The sequence below is a fragment of the Mesorhizobium sp. B2-2-4 genome (genome assembly GCF_006442375.1).
Classification (GTDB): domain Bacteria; phylum Pseudomonadota; class Alphaproteobacteria; order Rhizobiales; family Rhizobiaceae; genus Mesorhizobium.
Genome location: NZ_VFWB01000002.1, coordinates 201709 through 220584 on the forward strand (window position 1 = coordinate 201709; position 18876 = coordinate 220584).

The 18876-nt window shown below is 66.1% G+C and carries 18 protein-coding genes; 15 read left to right on the forward strand and 3 right to left on the reverse strand.

Annotated elements, in window-relative coordinates; all coding sequences use genetic code 11:
- Positions 1-26: 26 nt before the first annotated feature.
- The 7 genes from FJ959_RS06095 (at position 27) to FJ959_RS06125 (ending at position 6342) form a co-directional block, all read left to right on the forward strand.
- Positions 27-959 (forward strand): sugar ABC transporter permease, encoded by a 933-nt coding sequence (locus tag FJ959_RS06095; protein ID WP_140514575.1) that lies wholly within the window; start codon positions 27-29, stop codon positions 957-959.
- A complete protein-coding gene (locus FJ959_RS06100; RefSeq protein ID WP_140520924.1) occupies positions 956-1813 on the forward strand; it encodes a carbohydrate ABC transporter permease in 858 nt (285 codons plus the stop codon). Before FJ959_RS06095 ends, FJ959_RS06100 begins: the two co-directional genes overlap by 4 nt.
- Complete coding sequence (locus tag FJ959_RS06105) at positions 1810-2547, forward strand: PIG-L family deacetylase (protein WP_140629063.1); 738 nt, start codon at positions 1810-1812, stop codon at positions 2545-2547. Before FJ959_RS06100 ends, FJ959_RS06105 begins: the two co-directional genes overlap by 4 nt.
- A complete protein-coding gene (locus FJ959_RS06110; protein WP_140520923.1) occupies positions 2544-3419 on the forward strand; it encodes an ROK family protein in 876 nt (291 codons plus the stop codon). Before FJ959_RS06105 ends, FJ959_RS06110 begins: the two co-directional genes overlap by 4 nt.
- Positions 3416-4186 (forward strand): GntR family transcriptional regulator, encoded by a 771-nt coding sequence (locus FJ959_RS06115; protein ID WP_140497696.1) that lies wholly within the window; start codon positions 3416-3418, stop codon positions 4184-4186. The genes FJ959_RS06110 and FJ959_RS06115 overlap by 4 nt, the downstream gene beginning before the upstream one ends.
- 39 nt (positions 4187-4225) lie before the next feature.
- Positions 4226-5017 (forward strand): SIS domain-containing protein, encoded by a 792-nt coding sequence (locus tag FJ959_RS06120; RefSeq protein ID WP_140514582.1) that lies wholly within the window; start codon positions 4226-4228, stop codon positions 5015-5017.
- Positions 5018-5307: 290 nt separating this feature from the next.
- On the forward strand, positions 5308-6342 hold the full coding sequence (locus FJ959_RS06125) for a LacI family DNA-binding transcriptional regulator (RefSeq protein ID WP_140497700.1): 1035 nt from the start codon (positions 5308-5310) through the stop codon (positions 6340-6342).
- On the opposite strand, the gene FJ959_RS06130 is transcribed toward FJ959_RS06125, so the two are convergent.
- Together FJ959_RS06130 and FJ959_RS06135 are read right to left on the reverse strand one after the other, a co-directional pair.
- Positions 6330-7280 (reverse strand): alpha/beta hydrolase, encoded by a 951-nt coding sequence (locus FJ959_RS06130; RefSeq protein ID WP_140520972.1) that lies wholly within the window; start codon positions 7278-7280, stop codon positions 6330-6332. The two genes, FJ959_RS06125 and FJ959_RS06130, sit on opposite strands and share 13 nt — an antisense overlap.
- 23 nt (positions 7281-7303) lie before the next feature.
- A complete protein-coding gene (locus FJ959_RS06135; protein WP_140514586.1) occupies positions 7304-8452 on the reverse strand; it encodes a Gfo/Idh/MocA family oxidoreductase in 1149 nt (382 codons plus the stop codon).
- Between the two features lie 178 nt (positions 8453-8630).
- On the opposite strand from FJ959_RS06135, the gene FJ959_RS06140 reads away from it, so the two are divergent.
- Genes FJ959_RS06140 through FJ959_RS06165 form a run of 6 tightly spaced genes read left to right on the forward strand, consistent with a single transcriptional unit; the run spans position 8631 to position 13910 of the window.
- A complete protein-coding gene (locus FJ959_RS06140; protein ID WP_140520919.1) occupies positions 8631-9452 on the forward strand; it encodes a sugar phosphate isomerase/epimerase in 822 nt (273 codons plus the stop codon).
- Between the two features lie 4 nt (positions 9453-9456).
- Positions 9457-10533 carry a Gfo/Idh/MocA family oxidoreductase gene (locus tag FJ959_RS06145; protein WP_140520918.1) on the forward strand — a complete coding sequence of 359 codons (1077 nt, stop codon included), beginning with the start codon at positions 9457-9459 and terminating at the stop codon, positions 10531-10533.
- A complete protein-coding gene (locus FJ959_RS06150) occupies positions 10533-11354 on the forward strand; it encodes a sugar phosphate isomerase/epimerase (protein ID WP_140497708.1) in 822 nt (273 codons plus the stop codon). Before FJ959_RS06145 ends, FJ959_RS06150 begins: the two co-directional genes overlap by 1 nt.
- Positions 11351-12184, forward strand: a complete 834-nt coding sequence (locus FJ959_RS06155; protein WP_140629066.1) for an alpha/beta hydrolase — start codon at positions 11351-11353, stop codon at positions 12182-12184. Before FJ959_RS06150 ends, FJ959_RS06155 begins: the two co-directional genes overlap by 4 nt.
- Positions 12181-12903: a ribulose-phosphate 3-epimerase gene (locus FJ959_RS06160; protein WP_140497712.1), complete on the forward strand. Its 723-nt coding sequence runs from the start codon at positions 12181-12183 to the stop codon at positions 12901-12903. The genes FJ959_RS06155 and FJ959_RS06160 overlap by 4 nt, the downstream gene beginning before the upstream one ends.
- On the forward strand, positions 12900-13910 hold the full coding sequence (locus FJ959_RS06165) for an ROK family protein (RefSeq protein WP_140520914.1): 1011 nt from the start codon (positions 12900-12902) through the stop codon (positions 13908-13910). The genes FJ959_RS06160 and FJ959_RS06165 overlap by 4 nt, the downstream gene beginning before the upstream one ends.
- 120 nt (positions 13911-14030) lie before the next feature.
- Here the strand turns inward: FJ959_RS06165 and FJ959_RS06170 are convergent, their stop codons facing one another.
- Positions 14031-15359, reverse strand: a complete 1329-nt coding sequence (locus FJ959_RS06170) for a dicarboxylate/amino acid:cation symporter (protein WP_140497716.1) — start codon at positions 15357-15359, stop codon at positions 14031-14033.
- A gap of 323 nt (positions 15360-15682) precedes the next feature.
- Here FJ959_RS06170 and FJ959_RS06175 point away from each other — a divergent pair, with 323 nt between their 5' ends.
- Positions 15683-17488, forward strand: a complete 1806-nt coding sequence (locus FJ959_RS06175) for a sensor histidine kinase (RefSeq protein ID WP_140629069.1) — start codon at positions 15683-15685, stop codon at positions 17486-17488.
- The gene (locus tag FJ959_RS06180) at positions 17485-18876 is read left to right on the forward strand and encodes a sigma-54 dependent transcriptional regulator (protein ID WP_140629072.1); all 1392 of its coding nucleotides are present in this window, start codon (positions 17485-17487) and stop codon (positions 18874-18876) included. The genes FJ959_RS06175 and FJ959_RS06180 overlap by 4 nt, the downstream gene beginning before the upstream one ends.

Consider the following 18876-nt stretch of genomic DNA (forward strand, 5'->3'; position numbering starts at 1 on the left):
CCGGCCTCCCACCGGGCAAGCCACGCATGATCGATCGTCGCCGCAAAAGCAGCCTGAAGCGAACGCAGCAGCGCATGGCCGTGCTTTTCATCCTGCCGGCGCTGGCCGTCTACGCCCTGTTCGTCCTCTATCCCCTGGCGATGTCGCTGTGGGGCAGCTTCTTCATCTGGAAGGGGCTGCGCATCACCGAGTTCGCCGGCCTGTCGAATTTTTCGCGCCTGTTCGTCTTCCCCAGTAGTGCCAGGCTCTACGGCGCCCTCTGGCACAACACCGCCTGGTTCTTCGGCATCATGGTCTTCCAGAACGGCATCGGGCTGCTGTTTGCCTGGCTGCTGTTCCTGCGCGACAGGGGTGCTGCCTTCTTCCAGTCGGTTTTTTTCTTCCCCGCGGTGCTGAGCCCGGTCATCGTCGGTGCGCTGTGGCGCCTGCTGTTGGCGCCGGGCGGCGTGGTCGAATGGGCGCTGAACGGGCTTGGCCTGCATCAGGGCAGCCTGACCGTGCTTGGCAACAGCCACACCGCGCTGGCCATGCTGGTCGCCGTCGACGCCTGGAACTGGATGGGCCTGCCGGTGCTGATCTACACGGCGGGCCTGCGGCAGATTTCGGGCCAGATCTTCGAGGCGGCGAAACTCGACGGCGCCGGCAATGCGCGCATGCTGTTCTCCGTCGCGCTGCCCTTGCTGATGCCGGCGCTGGGCACGCTGACGACTTTGTCCTTCATCAACACCTTCAACCAGTTCGACATCGTCTATGTGATGCAAGGCGTGCAGGGCAATCCGAGCTATTCGACCGACACGCTGGTGACCTATTTCTACAGGCTGGCCTTCGGCGCGGAGGGCGCCGTCGGCATCACCGACATCGGCCTAGCGCTGGCGTTGGGCACCATGCTGTTCCTCATCCTCAGCGTCGGCACGCTGTTGATGCTGCGTTTCTTCGATCGCCGCACGGTGCAGCTATGAGCGCGCTGACCATGGCAGGCAATCCCGTGATCTCGCGCCGGCTTTCGCGGCTGCCCGGCTGGACGGTGCTTGCCCTGTGGACGGCGGCCGTGCTGCTGCCGCTCTACATCCTCGTCGTCTCCTGCTTCAAGTCGACGGCCGAAATCTACGACAACCGGCTCGGCCTGCCGGCAAGCTGGGCCTTCGACAATTTCGTCAACGCCTGGACGCGCGCCGACCTCGGCCACAATTTCATCAACAGCCTGATCGTCACCGCCGGCGCGGTCATCCTCACCATCGTCGTCTCGGCCATGGCCGCCTATCCGCTCAGCCGCTATCGGCTGGGCTGGAACGCCATCATGCTCGGCCTGTTCCTGTCCGGCATCATGCTGCCGATAAGGCTCGCCTCGGTCGAGCTGTTCACGCTGATGCGCAATCTCGGCCTGCTGGATTCCCTGACCGGACTGATCCTCGTCTATTCGGCGATCCGCATTCCCTTCGCCGTCTTCATCTTCGCCAATTTCATGCGCGTCCTGCCCTCCGAACTCGACGAGGCGGCACGCATGGACGGCGCCGGCGAGGTCCGCATCCTGTTCCAGATCATCCTGCCGATGGTGAAGCCGGCGGTGTCGATCGTCGCCATCTTCACGGCGATCGCCGTGTGGAACGACTTCTTCTTCCCGCTGATCTTCATCTTCGACGACCGCTACAAGACCGTGCCGCTGGCCATCAGCGTCTTCGTCGGCCAGTACCGCACCGATTGGGGCCTGGTGTTCGCCTCGCTGGCAATCTCCATGGCGCCGATCCTGATCATGTATTGTCTGCTCGCCCGCCAGATTCGCGAGGGCGTCGGCGCCGGGGGAGGCATGAAATGATCGAGGACAGGATTTATGCCGCCAAATCCATCCTGGTCGTCGGCGCGCATGCCTTCGATGCCGAGGTGATCGCCGGACCGCTGGCGGCGGCCGCCGTACTGAGGGGCACCACGGTGACGTTCCTGCACCTGAGCATGGGCGAGCAGGGCCATCCGTGCCTGATCCCCGAGCATTATTGCGCGCAGAAGGAAGACGAAGCGGGCAGGGCGGCCGCGCGCCTCGGCGTCGCCATGCGCAATCTTGGCCTGCATGATGCGTTCCTGCCTTCCGATGACGAGACGGCGCTGAAACTGTGCGATGTCATTCGCGAGCTGAAGCCGGAAGTGGTCATAACCCATTGGCACGGCAGCTGGCACAAGGACCATCGCGCCGCAGCCAAGCTGACGCAGACCGGCATCTTCTTCGCCGCCTTGCCGACCGTTGCGCGCGACCATGCCGCCTTTACGCCGGGCTTGCTGCTGTTCGGCGAGAACTGGGAGGACGATGACGGTTTCCGCCCCGAGCATTTGGTCGACGTCAGCGACGGCTTCGAGGCGTGGAGCGAGGCGGTGAATGAATACGAGTTGGCGCGGGGCCTGAGCAGCTTCCCCTATGTCGATTACTACAGCGCGCTCTACCGTCTGCGCGGCTGCCTGCGCGGCACGCGCCATGCGCAGGCCTTCGCGGCGGCCTCGCATTCCTGGAACGCCGGCAGCGGTCTGTTCGCGCCGCCGGCTGCCGGAGGGCGTCGATGACGCGGGTTCTGGCCATCGATCTCGGCGGCACCAATCTGCGCGCTGCCGTCCAGTCCGGCAATGTCAGCGCGCTGGAGAGGCCGAGCCGCGAACCGGCGCCGGCAAGCCTTGATGCCTTCGTCGCCCGTATCACGGCGCTTTGCGCCGAGGCTGGCGCGGTCAAGGCGTTGGGCCTGGCGGTGCCAGGTCTCGTCGAGGGGTCGGTCTGCCGCTGGATCCCGAATCTCCCTTGGCTCGACGGTGTCGACATCGCGGCGCTGTTCCCGCGGTTGCGCGTCGCCGTTGGCAATGACGCGCAGATCGCCCTGCTGGCGGAAGCCGTTGAAGGCAGCGCGAAGGGCATGTCGGATGCGATCCTGCTGGCAATCGGCACGGGCATAGGCTCGGCGGTGCTCGCCAACCACCGCATCGTCGCCGGCACGCATGGCGGCGCCTGCTCGTTCGGCTGGGCCTGCGCCGACATCAAGGACCATGGCGAGGAGCGCAGCGGCTGGCTGGAGCGCGTTGCATCGGGCCGTGCGCTTGACGCGCTTGCCGGTCAGGTCGGCCTTGCCAGCGGCCGCCAGCTGATCGCGGCTGCCCAGGCGGGCGAACTCGCGGCACAGACCTTGCTCGAGCTGCCGGCGCGCCGGCTGGGCACCGCGCTTGCCGGCGCCGTCGCGCTGCTCGACCCCCAGGTGATCCTGGTTTCCGGCGGCCTTGCCGATGCGCTTGACGTCATCGGACCGCCGCTGCTTGCCGCGCTGCGGCGCCAACTGCCGCCGCATCTGCGCGGCATTTCTCTCAAGGCTGGCGCGTTCGGCCCTGGCGCAGGCCTGGTCGGTGCGGCAGTGGCCGGGCAGGCCGGAAGCGGGTGGAGACAGATCCGATGAGTGAAGCCAGTTTTCAGCAGCCGGATCGCAGAAGGCCCGAGCCGCTCTGGTATCAGGTCGAGGAGGCCATCCGCGCCATCGTCAAGAGCGGCGAATGGGCGACGGGCGACCAGATCCCGGCCGAAGACCGGCTGGGCGCGCTGTTCGGGGTCAGCCGCATCACGCTGCGCCACGCTTTGCGCAATCTGGAGGAAAGCGGATTGCTGCGCCGCGAACACGGACGCGGCACCTTCGTGCGCTCCACCACGCTCGTCGCCGGCACCCGCGAACTGACGAGCTTCACTCAGGAGATGGGCAATATCGGCGTCGTTGCCGGCTCGCGCCTGCTCGATTGCAGCCTCACCACCGCCAATGCGGCAGCGGCCGGCGCGCTGGAGATTGAGGAGGGTGACCCGGTGGTGCGCATCCGGCGGCTGCGGCTCGGCAACAACGAACCGATCGGCATCCAGACGGCGCAGCTCTCAGCCGCACGTGTGCCGGGCTTCCTCGACGCCGGCCTGCTGCAGGGATCGCTGTACGAAGCGCTGGAGCGCCACTACGGCATCGTGCCGGTGGCGGCGCGCGAGAATTATCGCGTCGGCGCGGTTGGCGCGGCGGATGCCGAGCTGCTCGATCTGCCGATCGGCAGTCCGGCTTTCGTGGTCGAGCGTATCGCCACCGACGAGCGCGGTCCGTTCGAGTTCACCGTCTCCATCATGCGTGGCGACCGCTACGAGATACGCTCGACGCTGCGCGCCGGGCGCGTCCCGTCAAATCCGCGAAGCTGATCCATCATCACCCAAGCAGACACTAACAGGAGTACCCACGTGTCCGACCTCTACATTCACCGTCTCGCCGCCCTCATCGACCAGGCAGCGAAAACCAATGAAGCGGCCTTTGCCCAGGCAGCCAGCCGCTTTGCCGACTCGCTTGAAGGCGGCGGTCTGATCCATCTCTACGGTTCAGGCCATTCGGTGCTGCCGGTGCAGGAAGTGTTTCCGCGTTACGGCAGCTATGTCGGTTTCAACCCGCTGACGGACCCGCGCGTGATGTGGCACAATGTGCTCGGCGCCGGCGGCGTGCGTGAGCTGCTGTGGCTGGAGCGCACCGAGAAATACGCCGAAAAATTCCTGGATCATCAGCCGCTCAACAAGGGTGACTCCATCATCATCTTCGGCCACAGCGGCCGCAACTCTTCCGGCATCGATACGGCGCTCTATGCCAGGAAGCGCGGCATCTTCGTCGTTGCGGTCACCAGCAAGAACAATCTCGACAAGCCCGCGACGCACTCCTCCGGCAAGCGACTGGCCGACGCGGCCGATCTCGTCATCGACACCTGCTCGCCGATCGAGGATGCGATCGTGCCGGTCGAGGGCTGGAGCCGTCCGGTCTCCGGCTCTTCGACGGTGCTCGCCATGATCCTGGCGCATGAGCTGGTCGCGCGTACCGCCGAGCAGCTCGCCAAGCGCGGCATCGAACTGCCGGTCTTCGCCTCGCCGACGATCGCGGGCGTGACCCTGCACGACACCGATGTCATCTACGGCGTCTACCGCGAACGCATGCTGGAAGCACAGAAAAAGCACCTGCCGGCCTTCCAGGCGACGATGCGGGGCGAATGATGTTCGGGGCGGGAGGCGTCGCGGACGCCTCCCGCCCATGGATGCGCCCAATGCGAACTTATCATCGTCGATGCAAGACCCGGGCCTATCCCCTTGGCTTCCTTCCGAAGCTCCAGTGTTGCTTTGAAAGCGTAAATAAATAATTTGACGCGCGTAATGACTCTGCGATCTATTGGGAACCGTTAAAACTTGACTGGACAAGTTCGGTCGAGCATTGCTGCTTCCAGGCAACGGCCGCGTGACTGGTGTCGGCCGGGGCGGCGGGCGAGGGCAAGGGACCCTGAATATCGATGGCGGAAAAGACGCACCGCACGATGGATGACTTCGCCCGGGCGTGCGGCGTGTCACGGCCGACCCTGTCGAAATATTTCGATGATCCGACGAGCGTCAAGCCGGCGACGCGCGCCCGCATCGAGGCCGCGCTTCGCTCCTCGGATTATCAGCCGAACCTCTTCGCCCGCAATCTCAACCGCAAGCGCACCCGCAATGTCGGCATCGTCGTGCCGGCGATTACCGATCCGTTCTATGCCGAGATGGTCAGCCGCATTGAACTGCGCTGCCGCGACGAGGGTTTTTGGCCGATCGTCATCTCCTCGCACGGTTCGCCCAGGCTTGAGTCGGAATCGGTCAAGACGCTCACCTCGCTCAAGGTGGCCGGCGCCATCGTGGCCCCGCTGGGATCGGTTTCCGAGCCGGGCGTCTTCGAACGGATGGGCAAAGACATCCCGATCGTCTATTTCGACACCTATATCGAGGGTGACACGCCCTTCGTCGGCAACGACAACCACCAGAGCACGTCGATCATGGTCGATTATCTCTGCCGGTCCGGCGAGCCGCCGGTGTATGTCGACATCCCGCACGTCAACCACAATTCGGGCGAGCGACTGCAAAGCTATATCGAGACGATGCGGGCCGCCGGCCTTGAGCCTGTCGTCATCAACGCGGCGCGCGACTACACCTGGGACTTCGAGCGGATCGGCCATGAATGGATGGAAAGGACGCTCGACAAGGGAGGCCTGCCTGGTCGCACGATCCTGTGCGCCAATGACCGGCTCGCCTTCGGCATCATGTCGGCCGCTTTCACGCGCGGGCTGAAGATCGGCCGCAAGCCCGATTGCGATTTCCGTGTCGCCGCCCATGACGACCACCCGTTGAGCCGCTACACCTGTCCGCCGCTCACCACCATGGCGCAGGACTTCGCCGCAATGGCCGGCCGCAGCGTCGAGATATTGCTGGCCTTGCTCGACGAGGCCCGCCCGCCCGCGCATGACCTCGTGCGAAACGTCAAGCTCGGCGCGACCCTGGTGATGCGTCAGTCGGCCTGAGCGCGCGTCTGCAATTGGAGCCAGGCCGCGGCCTCGCTCATCGCTTGCCGCGCGGCGAGAATGTAGCGGCCCATCGAGACGAAGCCGTGGATCTGGCCCGGCCAGTGCCGCAGGACCAGCGGCACCCCTTCAGCGAGCAGGCGTTCGCCATAGGCGGTCCCTTCGTCGGCCAGGATATCGTGACCGGCGGTCAGGACAAACGCCGGCGCCGCGCCTGCAAGGCTCGATGCCAGCAGCGGCGAAACGCGCCAATCCTTGATGTCGTCCGGGGTGCGCACATAGTGGTCGCGGAACCAGGCCATGGTGGCGGCGGTCAGTCCAAAGCCGTTGCCGAAACGGCGGTAGCTGTCCGCCGTCTGGCGGGCATCGGTGTTGGGATAGATCAGGATCTGTGCGGCAAGCGGCGGTGCTTGCCCGTCGCGGGCGAGCAGTGCCAGCACGGCGGCAAGGTTTCCGCCGGCACTGTCGCCGGCAACGGCGATACGGGCAGGATCGATGCCGAGATCCCCGGCGTCTTGCGCGATGAAGCGGAGCGCTGCCGCGCAGTCTTCGAGCCCGGCGGGGAATTTGTGCTCTGGTGCCAGTCGATAATCGGGGCAGACGACGAGGGCATTGGCCAGATTGGCCAGCCAGCGGCAGATCTCGTCATGCGAATCGAGATTGCCGATGACCCAGCCGCCGCCATGCAGATAGAGCACGGCGCGCGCGCCGGTTCGCGGTGCGCCGATGCCGCGATGGATGCGGATCGGAACCGGGCCGTTCGGTCCGTCGATCTGCCGCTGCGACGTCGCCGCGACCGGCTCATGTTCGCCCTGCTGCGCCGGGAACGAAGCGTTGTAGGCGGCCCGCGCCGCCGCCACGCTGCCGTTCTCGAACGGCGCACCGCCGGCCGCGCGGCCGATTTCCAGGGCACGCAGAGCATCAGGATCGAGCGTCATCGCAATCTCCGTCATGATTGCATCTAGGCGAGCAGGTCGCGCGCCTCGTCCTCCGAGAGTAGGGCCGGCTGGACGACATCGCCAGCAATGGCGACCGGGTTTTTCGTTTCGCCGGAGTGCAGGATCGCCTCCATGATCTCCAGCACATGCAGCGCCAGAGTGCCGGACGCGCGGGGCGTGGCACCTGTCGCGAGCGAACGCACGAGGTCGGCGACGCCGAGCATGCGATAGTTGGCGCGGTCGGGCGCGGCATAGGGCCAGTTGCGGGCGCCGTAGAGTTCGCCCTCGCTGGGGAAATCCTTCCACTCGGCGCCGCGCTCGGACAAGGACACGGTGCCGCCGAACGTGTCGGGGTCGGGCAGGCGCAGCGAGCCCTCCGTGCCGTGCAGTTCGATCGGATGGTTGGAGTGCTTGAAGACGTCCCATGAGGCGCCGAAGGTGACTGTCGCGCCTGACCGGAATTCGAGCAGCGACAGCACGTTGGTCGGCGTGCCGACCTTGAAGGTCGTGTTCTTGAACGGTCCCTCGGCTGATATCAGCCGCTCCTGCTGGCCCCGCGTCGCCATTGCCATGACGCGTTGGACGGGACCGAGCAAATTGACCAGCATGGTCAGATAGTAGGGGCCCATGTCGAACACCGGGCCGCCGCCCGGCTGGTAGTAGAATTGTGGGTTGGGGTGCCAGTGCTCCATGCCGCGGCCCATCATGAAGGCTGTGCCGGTCACGGCGCGGCCGATGGCGCCTTCATCCATCAGGCGGCGCGCCCGCCGCCCGGCGGCGCCGAGGAAAGTATCGGGGGCCGAGCCGAGCAGCAGCCCTCGCTTGGCCGCCTCCGACACCAGGCGGCGCCCGTCGCTGGCCGAGGTCGCCAGCGGCTTTTCGGTGAACACATGCTTGCCCGCCGAAAGCGCCGAAAGCGAAACGTCGAAATGCGCAGCCGGGATGGTCAGGTTGAGGACGAGATCGATCTCGGGATCGGCCAGCATGGCGTCGACGCCGAGCGCGCGGATGCCATATTCCTTCGCCCGCAGCGCCGCCATGTCGGCCGAGATGTCTGCGCAGGCGCGCAGCTCGATGCTGCCGAAGAGGGCGGCATTGCGCAGGTAGGTCATCGAGATGTTGCCGCATCCGACGACGCCGATCCCAAGCTTCGTCTTCGATCGTCCGTGCATTTTCTGTGTCATTCCTCCGATGCGGCCACGCTCTGCCGGATCCATTGCGCCGGCAACGGATCACTCCCCGCAAGCCGATATACAACATTTTGAATATTGACGCGCGTAAAATTTTTATAGACCATGCGAAACCCAGGGGCGCCAAGGAAACCCAGGGCGGCGTCAAGGAATGAACAACATGACGAAGACGAAGCTCAAGGTCGGCTGCCAGACCTTCACCTGGGAAATGCTCGGCAAGGCCTGGACCGGCGGCCCCGACGATCTCCTGAAGGCGATCGCCGATGGCGGCTATGCCGGCATCGAGATCACCGACACCATGATCGGCCGCTATGCAGGCAAGCCGACGGAGTTCGCCGCGGCGCTTGGAGCATCCGGCCTGACGCTGGTCTCCTTCGCCTTCGGTTCGAAAAGCGGCTTCACGCTGAAGGACGAGATCGGCGCCGATCTCGAAACCGCGAGGCGCTGGATCGATTTCGCTGCCGCGTTCCCAGGTGCGCTTGTCTCGATGGGCTCGGCGACCGTCGTCTCCAACGGCTCGCGCGACGACAAATTCGCTATCGCCGCGGAGGTCTACAACAGGGCCGGCGAGCTCGGGCGCAAGGCCGGCGTCCAGGTCGCAGTGCATCCGAGTTCGCACCACAACACGCTGCTGTTCGACCGCGCCGACTACGACGCGATCTTTGCCTTGCTCGAACCCGACCTGGTCGGCTGGGTGCCCGATACCGGCCACATATTGCGCGGCCACAAGGACATGGCCGATACGCTTACCACCTACCGCGACCGCATCCGCTACATCCATCTGAAGGACGTCGACGCCAAGGGTGATTGGGCGATGCTGGGTAAAGGCGTCTGCGACACGCCTGAAGTGATCGAGATCGTCGGTGCTGCGCCGCGCTTCAACGGCTGGCTGGTGCTGGAAGAAGAATCCGACACGGCCGCGGCCGATCCTGCCGGCGCGGTCAAGACCAACCGCCAGACGATGCGCGGCTACGGGGCCTGAGACGATGATCGGGAAACAGGACAGGCGCCTCAGGGTCGGCGTGCTCGGCTGCGGCCCCATCGCGCAGTTCGCGCATCTGGAATCTTGTGCAAAGGCCGTCAATGCCGACCTCTACGCCATTTGCGACGCCGCGCCCGACCTGCTCGCCCGCATGGGCGCCACCTACGAGCCGCGGAAGATGTATGCCGACTATGACGAGATGCTCGCCGATCCGGAGCTGGAAGCGGTCATCGTCGCCACCTCGGACGCCTATCACGTGCCGATGTCGATCAAGGCACTCGACGCCGGCAAGCATGTGCTGTGCGAAAAGCCGATCGGAACTTCGGTCGAGGAAGGCGAGGCGCTGGCGGCGGCGGTGAAACGCTCCGGCAGGATCCTGCAGGTCGGCCACATGAAACGCTTCGATCCGGCGCTGGAGGCGGCGCGCGACTTCGTCCGCGACGAAATGGGCGAGGTGCTGGCGCTGAAGGCCTGGTATTGCGATTCCACCCACCGCTACACCAATACGGATGCGGTGCAGCCGCTGCCTGTCACCAGCAAGCTGGCGAAGAAACCGTCCGGCAATCCGAAGGCGGATCTCCGGCAGTATTTCATGCTGGCGCACGGCTCGCATCTGGTCGATACGGCCCGCTTCCTCTGCGGCGAGATCACGGCCGTACGCGCCCGTCTCAACGAACGCTTCGGCGCCTATTGCTGGTTCGTCGAGACCGAGTTCGCCAGCGGCGCGCTCGGCCATCTCGATCTCACCGTCGCCGTACGCATGGACTGGCACGAGGGCTTCCAGCTCTATGGCGAGAACGGCTCCGTCATCGCCAAGACGTTCAATCCCTGGTACTTCCGCGCCAGCGAGGTCGATATCTTCCATGAGAAGGACGCGACCTCGCGAAAACCGCTCGGCGCCGACGGCCATTTCTTCCGCCGCCAGCTGGAAGGTCTCGCCGACACGGTGCTGAACGGCGCGCCGATGCGCGGTGCCAATGTCGAGGACGGCATTGCCTCGATCCGCGCCATGGTCGCCATTGCCCGCTCCGTCGAGACCGGCGAGCGGATCGAGCTCGCTTCCGTCTCGGGTGCGGTCTGATGCGTCTCGGCGTCTTCGCCAAGACCTTTGCGGGCACCGAGCCGGCTGTTGTGCTGGAAGCAGTGCGGCAGGCGGGCTATGAGACGACGCAATTCAATCTCGCTTGCGCCGGCCTGCCGTCGATGCCCGATGCGGTGCCGGACGCAGCCATTTCGGCCATTCGCGCCGCCGCCCGATCAACAGGCGTATCGCTCGCCGCCCTGTCGGGCACCTACAACATGGCGCATCCAGACAAGGCGGTGCGCGATGATGGTCTTCGCCGCCTTGCCGTCGTCATCGATACAGCCGCCGCCCTCGACATTCCGCTGGTCACGCTCTGCACCGGCTCGCGCAATGCAGCCGACCAATGGGCCTATCATCCCGACAACGCCACACCGGCCGCCTGGTCCGACATGGCCACTGAGATGGAAAAGGCGCTGGCGCTGGCCGAAGGCGCAGGCGTCGATCTCGGCATCGAGCCCGAGCAGGCCAACATCGTCACCTCGGCGAAGGATGCCACCCGCTTGATCGCCGACATGGGCTCGAAGCATCTGAAGATCGTGCTCGATCCGGCGAACCTGTTCGAGCATACGACGCCGGAGGAGGCGCGCGCCATCGTCGCGGCGGCGATCGACGAGGCCGCTGCCCATATAGCCATGGCGCATGCCAAGGACCGGCATGCCGACGGCCGCTTTGCCACAACAGGGGAGGGCATTGTCGATTTTCCGGATTTCGTCGCGCGGCTGAACACTGTGAAATTCGATGGCCCGCTTGTCACGCACGGACTGTCGGCCGACGAAGCTCCCGCCGTTGCCGCCTTTCTGCGCCGCCTGCTCCGATGAGCGTCGCACCGACGACCATGCTTCGCGACGATGCGGCGCTTCGTGTCTTCGACACGGAGCAAGGCAGGCTTCCCGTCGTCTTCCAGCACGGTCTCGGCGGTGACGCCGCCCAGGTGGCGCAGAGTTTTCCCGACGGCCCGTCGCGACGCCGGCTCACTGTCGAATGCCGGGCGCAAGGCGGCTCCGGTGCCGGCCATAAGCGCCCCTTTTCGATCGCCATGTTCGCCGACGACGTGCTGACCGCCGCCGATGCGGCCGGCATCGAACGCTTCGTCGCCGGCGGCATCTCGATGGGTGCGGCGATCGCGCTGCGCCTGGCCGTCCGGCATCCCGAGCGCGTCACCGGCCTGGTGCTGGTCCGGCCGGCCTGGGCCTTCGACGCGGCCCCTGAAAACATGCGTCCCTATGCGGAAGTGGCCGAGCTCATCCGAAACCGTCCGCCGAACGAGGCGCGCGCCGTCTTTGCCGCTTCGGCCACGGCCGCCCGGTTCCGCGCCGAGGCACCCGACAATCTGGCTTCCCTTCTCGGTTTCTTCGAGCGCGACAATGCAGCGGACTTCGCCGAAATGATGCAGGCAATCGCTGGCGATGGGCCCGGCGTTTCGCGGGCCGCAGCCTCTGCGCTCTCAATCCCCACACTCGTCGTCGGAAGCGGCGTCGACCTCGTCCATCCCTTGGCGACTGCCCGCGAACTGGTGAAGACAATCCTCAACGCGATCTTCACCGAGGTGACACCGAAGGCCACCGACAGGGATCGCCACTTCGCCGAAATCCGTGCCGCGATCGGCGGCTTTCTCGATAAAAATTTCAACAACCAGGACCAGTCATGATCTCGAAACCCCTTTCAGGCCCGGCCGCCATCGCCGCATTGCCGCGCGATCGTCTGATCGCCGAGTTCTCGCTGTGGTCGGCCGATCTCGCCAATTTCGAGAGCGACCTCAGGCGCATCGAACCCTATGTCGATCTTCACCACATCGATGTCGCTGACGGCTACTTCGCGCCGTCCTTCCTGTTCTTTCCCGATCTGGTCGCCCGTATTGCCAAACTGACGGCCAAGCCCATCCATGTCCATCTGATGGTCGACGGGACAATCGTCGAGGAACAGACGCGCCAATTCATCGAGGCCGGCGCCGACATGATCAGCGTCCATGCCGAGAATGGCGAAGCAGGATTGCGCGCCGTGCGGCTGGCGCGCGAACTTGGCGCCGAAGCCGGCGTCGTGCTGCGGCTGGAAACGTCCGTCGAAGCGGTGAGGCCCTTCGTGTCCGAAGTCGCGTTCGTCACGCTTCTGGGAACCGCGATCGGCGTCAAGGGGCAAGGCCTTTCGGAGAAAGCCTGTGACAGGCTGGGCGCTGCCCGCGCCATCCTGAGGAAAGCCGGCCGCGAGGCGGACGTGGTTCTTGCCGCCGACGGCGGCATCCGCCACGAGACGGTGCCGCTGCTGCGTGCCGCGGGTGCCGAGACCGTGGTTCTTGGTTCGCTCGCCTTCGGTGACAAGGATCTGGCCGGCCGCATCGGCTGGCTGCACGGGCTGAAAGTCGCGGCATGAGCAACGAGGCCGCTCTCGCGATCGATCTGGGCGGCACCGAGCTTCGTGCCGCCCTGGTCGACCGTGATGGCAAGATACTGGCGTTCGCGGCGGTGCCGACGCAGGCGCAGGCCGGTCCCGAAGTGGTGATCGGCCAGATCGAGGCTCTCGCCGCGACCATCCATGCCGAGGCGCCGGCGCTCGCCATCCTTGGCGTCGGCGTCGGCGCGCCGGGACCGCTCGATCCGCTGGCCGGCATCGCCGTCGGGCCGCCGACGCTTGCCGGCTGGCTGGACGTGCCGCTCGCCGACATTCTCGAGCGGCGGCTCGGCCTGCCGGTGCGTCTGGAGAACGACGCCAATGCGGCAGCGCTCGGCGAGTGGCGCTTCGGCGCCGGCCACGGCGCCCGTTCGCTCGTCTTCGTCACCGTCTCGACCGGCATCGGCGGCGGCGTCGTCGTCGACGGGCGCATCCTGCATGGCCGCCGGGGTCTTGCCGCCGAGATCGGCCACATGACCATAACCAACGAAGGCGAGCGCTGCATATGCGGCGTCGTCGGCTGTTTCGAGGCCATCGCCTCGGGCACCGCGCTCGGCCGCCGCGCCAATGCCGCGACGTCGGCCTTCGACGGCTCGACGCTGCGCCGCCTCTCGGCTAATGCCGAGGTGACGGGCCGCCATGTCGTCGATGCAGCGCGGCTGCAGGACGATCTCGCCCTGGCCCTGCTCGAGGAGGAAGCGCGCTGGCTCGGCGTCGGCTTCACCAACCTCCTGCATCTCTATTCGCCCGACGTGCTGGTCGTCGGCGGCGGCATCGCCAATGGCCTCGATCTGATGGCTCCGGCAATAGAGGCGACAATCCGCCAGCGCGCCATGCGCGCCTATCGCGACGTGCCGGTGGTTCAGGCCCAGCTCGGCCGCCACGCCGGGCTGATCGGCGCGGCAAGCCTTGTCCTGTTCGCCGATGGCACGGCCCGCCTGCCTGTCGACGGGCCGAGCAGATATCCCGGACACGAGGACGGACACTGATGGTCGAGGTCAAGCTGCGCGGCGTGCGCAAGTCCTGCCGCCTCACGCGGTGAACATACGAAAAATGGCCGGAGGCAGCGATGCCTCCGGCCGTTTGCTATCGCTGTGCGGCCGTTGTGATTACTCGGCTGGAACGATGTCCGCCGGCAGGCTGTCGTCGGCCGTTCCCGCCAGCGCCCTGGCCAGCTTGGCCTCGTCGAGCTCGCCTTCCCAGCGCGCCACCACCAGCGTCGCCACCGCATTGCCGACGAAGTTGGTCAGCGCCCGGCATTCCGACATGAAGCGATCGACGCCGAGGATCAGCGCCATGCCGGCGACAGGCACAGCCGGCACCACCGAAAGCGTGGCGGCAAGGGTGATGAAGCCGGCGCCGGTGATGCCGGCCGCCCCCTTGGAGGAAAGCATCGCCACCAGGAGCAGCAGGATCTGGTCGCCGAAGGAGAGGTGGATGTTCGTCGCCTGCGCGATGAACAGCGCGGCCAGCGTCATGTAGATGTTGGTGCCGTCGAGGTTGAAGGAATAGCCGGTCGGGATGACCAGCCCGACCACCGAGCGCTTCGCGCCGGCCTTCTCCATTTTCTCCATCAGCGAGGGCAGTGCCGCTTCCGAAGACGAGGTGCCCAGCACCAGAAGCAGCTCCTCCTTGATGTAGCGGATCAGCGACAGGATGGAGAAGCCGTTGTAGCGGCAGACGGCGCCCAGCACGATGAACACGAACAGAAAAGCGGTCATGTAGAAGGTGCCGACCAGCATGGCGAGGTTGATGACCGAGCCGATGCCGTATTTGCCGATGGTGAAGGCCATGGCACCGAAGGCGCCGATCGGGGCTGCCTTCATCAGCACGCTGACCAGCTTGAACATCGGCGCCATCAGCGCCTGCAGGAAATTGAGCACCGGCGCGCCCTTGTCGCCGACCAGGGCCAGCGCGATGCCGAACAGCACCGAAAAGAACAGCACCTGCAATATGTCGCCGTCGGCGAAGGCGCCGACGATGGTCGTCGGGATGATGTTCATCAGGAAGCCGGTGACCGACTGGTCGTGCGCCTTGGCGGCGTAGCTGTTGACGGTCGCGGCGTCGAGCGTCGCCGGGTCGATGTTGAAGCCGGCCCCGGGCTGCACGACATTGGCCACGATCAGGCCGATGATGAGCGCCAGTGTCGAGAAGGTGAGGAAGTAGAGCATCGCCTTGCCGGCGACGCGGCCTACCTTCTGCAGGTCGCTCATGCCGGCGATGCCGGTGGCGACCGTCAGGAAGATAACCGGGGCGATGATCATCTTGACCAGCTTGATGAAGGCGTCGCCAAGCGGCTTCATGCTCTCGCCGAGCGACGGATAGAAATGGCCGAGCAGGATACCGACGGTGATCGCCACCAGCACCTGCACGTAGAGTTGGGCGTAAAGCGGCTTGCGCTGCGCGGCGGGCGCGCGTGATTGGTCTGCCATGTGCATCTGCTATCTCCCTGGCCGGAGGGAACGGCACGCGCCGCCCCGCAAGACTTCTCCCATCGCGGCGCTCCGGTCGCTCGCCGCTGTCGAGAGTTTTGCAAGCGCCGTGCCAGATCGAGAAAAAGCCGGAACCCTGGATTCCCGGCAGTTTTGTCCCCGCTTCGATGGAGGCCTGTGCGGATTTCCGCACTCGCCCTTGTTTGCCTGGGCGGAGTTTCGCATTACAGTGGCTGCTGAACAGCGAACGGTGGAGAGGGCAGACGCCGCAGGCAGACACCGATAGCGCATCCCCGGAGTTCGCCGGCCGCGACCTGCTGCGCGAAGCGATGGCCAGGCTGCGTGACGGCCGCTGGCTCATTCTCCTGATCGGCCTGGCAATGCTGGCGGGAGCGGTCGCGATTGCCGGGCGCCTTGCCGCCAACCAGGCTGCCGGCGATCTGCGCGACGGAGCACTGGCAGCCTTGCCGCTGGCGGCGGGCACCCTGACCGGCGAAATCGAAAAGCAGCGTCTCGTTCCCTTGGTGCTGGCACGCGACGATGCCGTGCGCGACGCGTTGCGCCGGGCCGGCAAAACGCAAGAGACGGCGCTCGACGACAAGCTCCGGGCCATTGCCGCCGATGCCTCGGCATCCGCCATCTATGTCATCGACACGGCAGGCATCGCGATATCGGCCAGCAACGCCGGCGAGCCGGGCAGCTTCGTCGGCATCGACTACAATTTCCGCCACTATTTCACCGACGCCATGACCAAGGGCGCCGCCAGCCAGTATGGCCTCGGCACGATCAGCGGCAGGCCGGGACTTTATCTCGCCAGCCGCGTCGATGACGGCAAGACGCCGCTCGGCGTTGCCGTACTGAAGGTCGAACTCGACGGAGTCGAAGCCAATTGGCGCTCCAGCGGCTTTGTCGTCTTCGTCACCGACGAGCGCGGTGTCGTGCTGGCGACCAGCCGGCCCGAGTGGCGTTTCCACGCGCTTGCGCCGCTCTCGGCCGCGGATGCCGCGACAGCCCACGCGCAGCTTCAACTCGCCGAAACCGGCTTCGAACCGCTGCCGATACGACGCGGTGCCGGTGACGGCCTGGCGACAATCGACAATGCCGGAAAATCGCGCCAGTTCGTCGAAGTGGTGCAGGACCTGCCCGGCGCCGTTCCCGGCTGGCGTCTGTGGCTGCTCACACCTGCCGATGCCGCCTTGACGTCGGCCGTCAACACGGCGCGCCTGACCACGCTGCTGGCGTTGCTGTTAACGGGTTTGCTTGCCTACGTGCTTCTCAGGCGCCGCCGTGCGCGCCACCTGAGGCAGGAAGCGCTGGCGCGCATGAATGCCGAGCTGGAGAGCAGGGTAAGCACACGAACGGCGGAACTGACCCGCTCCAACACGGCCCTTGCCGGCGAGATCGCCGAGCGCGAAAACGCCGAGGCCAAGGTCCGTCGGCTGCGCGACGATCTCGCCCAGGCCAACCGGCTTTCCATCCTCGGCCAGATCGCCGCCGGCGTCGCGCATGAGATCAACCAGCCGGTGGCGGCGATACGCACCTATGCCGAGAATGCCGGCCACTTCCTGCATGGCGGCAAGGTCGAATCCGTCGCGGGCAACCTGACATCGATCGTGTCGATGACCGAGCGCATCGGCGCGATCACCAGCACGCTGCGAACCTTCGCGCGGCGGCCAGGCGTCGCCGCCTCGCCGCTGCCGGTGCGTGAAGCGATCGACGGCGCGCTGTCACTCCTGTCCGGCCGCATCCGCGATTCCGGCGTCACCGTCGTCAAGCCGCGCGGCACCGCCTCGCCGACGGTCATGGCCAGCCGCATCCGGCTGGAGCAGATCCTGGTCAATCTCTTGCAGAATGCGCTGGATGCCCTGAAGGACCGGCCCGATCCGCGCATCGAGATCGAGCTTGCCGAGCGCGACGACAGGGTGCTGGTTTCGGTGCGCGACAACGGCCCTGGCCTCGGGCCGGAAGCGGCCGGCAATTTGTTCATGCCGTTCCAGACCACCAAGGAAAGGGGGCTTGGCCTCGGTCTGGTGATCTCGCAGGAGATCGCCCAGGAACTGGGCGGCACGCTGCGCCTCGATCCGGGCAGCACGAAAGGCGCATCCTTCACCATAGATCTGAGGCTAATTGAATGACTGAGGGATCAGGGCTGGTCGCGCTCGTCGAAGACGACGCGGATCTGCTTCACGCCACCACGCAATTGCTCGAGCTTGCCGGCTTCGGCGTGATCGCGTTCAAGGCCGCGGAGGCAGCGCTTGCCGCCGTCGACCGGGATTTTCAGGGCGTGGTGGTCAGCGACATCCGCATGCCCGGCATGAACGGTTTGCAGCTGTTCGATCGGATCAGGGCGATCGACATCGACATACCGGTGATCCTGGTCACCGGACATGGCGATATTGATCTCGCGGTGGCCGCGCTCAAGGATGGCGTCTACGATTTCATCCCGAAACCCTATGCCGGCGAGCGCCTTGTCGAAGCGCTGAAGCGGGCAAGCGAAAAGCGGCGGCTGGTGATGGAGAACCGGCGGCTGCACGAGGCCGCCGCGCAGGCCGCCGACGGCCTGCCGCTGATCGGCGAGGCGCCCGCCATCCGCCGCCTTCGCGAGACCTTGCGCCAGATCGCCGACATGGATGTCGACGTGCTGGTGGAAGGGGAGACCGGCACCGGCAAGGAGGTGGTGGCGGATCTCCTGCACCGATGGAGCCGGCGCCGCGCCAAGCCTTTCGTGGCGCTGAATTGCGGTGCCCTGCCGGAGACCGTCATCGAGAGCGAGCTGTTCGGCCACGAGCCGGGTGCGTTCACCGGGGCGCAGCGGCGGCGGATCGGTCGCATCGAGCATTCGAGCGGCGGCACGCTGTTCCTCGACGAAATCGAATCCATGCCGCCGCCGCTACAGGTCAAGCTGCTGCGGGTGCTGGAAACGCGCAGCCTCACCCCGCTCGGCTCCAACGAAACGCGCCGCCTCGATCTGCGGGTCGTCGCGGCAACGAAGGTCGATCTAGGCCGGCCGGACCAGCGCGGCGATTTTCGCGAGGATCTCTATTTCCGCCTCAACGTCGTGACGCTGCGCATCCCGCCGCTGCGCGAGCGGCGCGGCGACATCCCGCTGCTGTTCGGGCATTTCCTGGGTAACGCCTCGCAGCGTTTCGGCCGTCCTGTCGCGGCCGTGAATGCCGCGGTGAGCGACCATCTCCAGTCGCATGACTGGCCCGGCAATGTGCGCGAGCTCGCGCATTTTGCCGACCGGGTCGCGCTTGGCCTCGGGCCCGACGAGGAGGCCAGGGCAACGTCCGCGCGCTTGCCGGAGCCCTCGGCGGCGCTGCCCGAACGGGTCGGCCGCTACGAGGCGCAACTCATCCGCGAGGCTTTGCGCGATCATGCCGGCGACATGCGCGGGGCCATCGACGCACTCGGCGTGCCGCGCAAGACTTTCTACGACAAGCTCAAGCGCTACGGCATTTCCGCCTCCGAATTCCGCAATGGTGGCGCCCCGGACCAGCACCCTGTTCGGGGACGGATATAG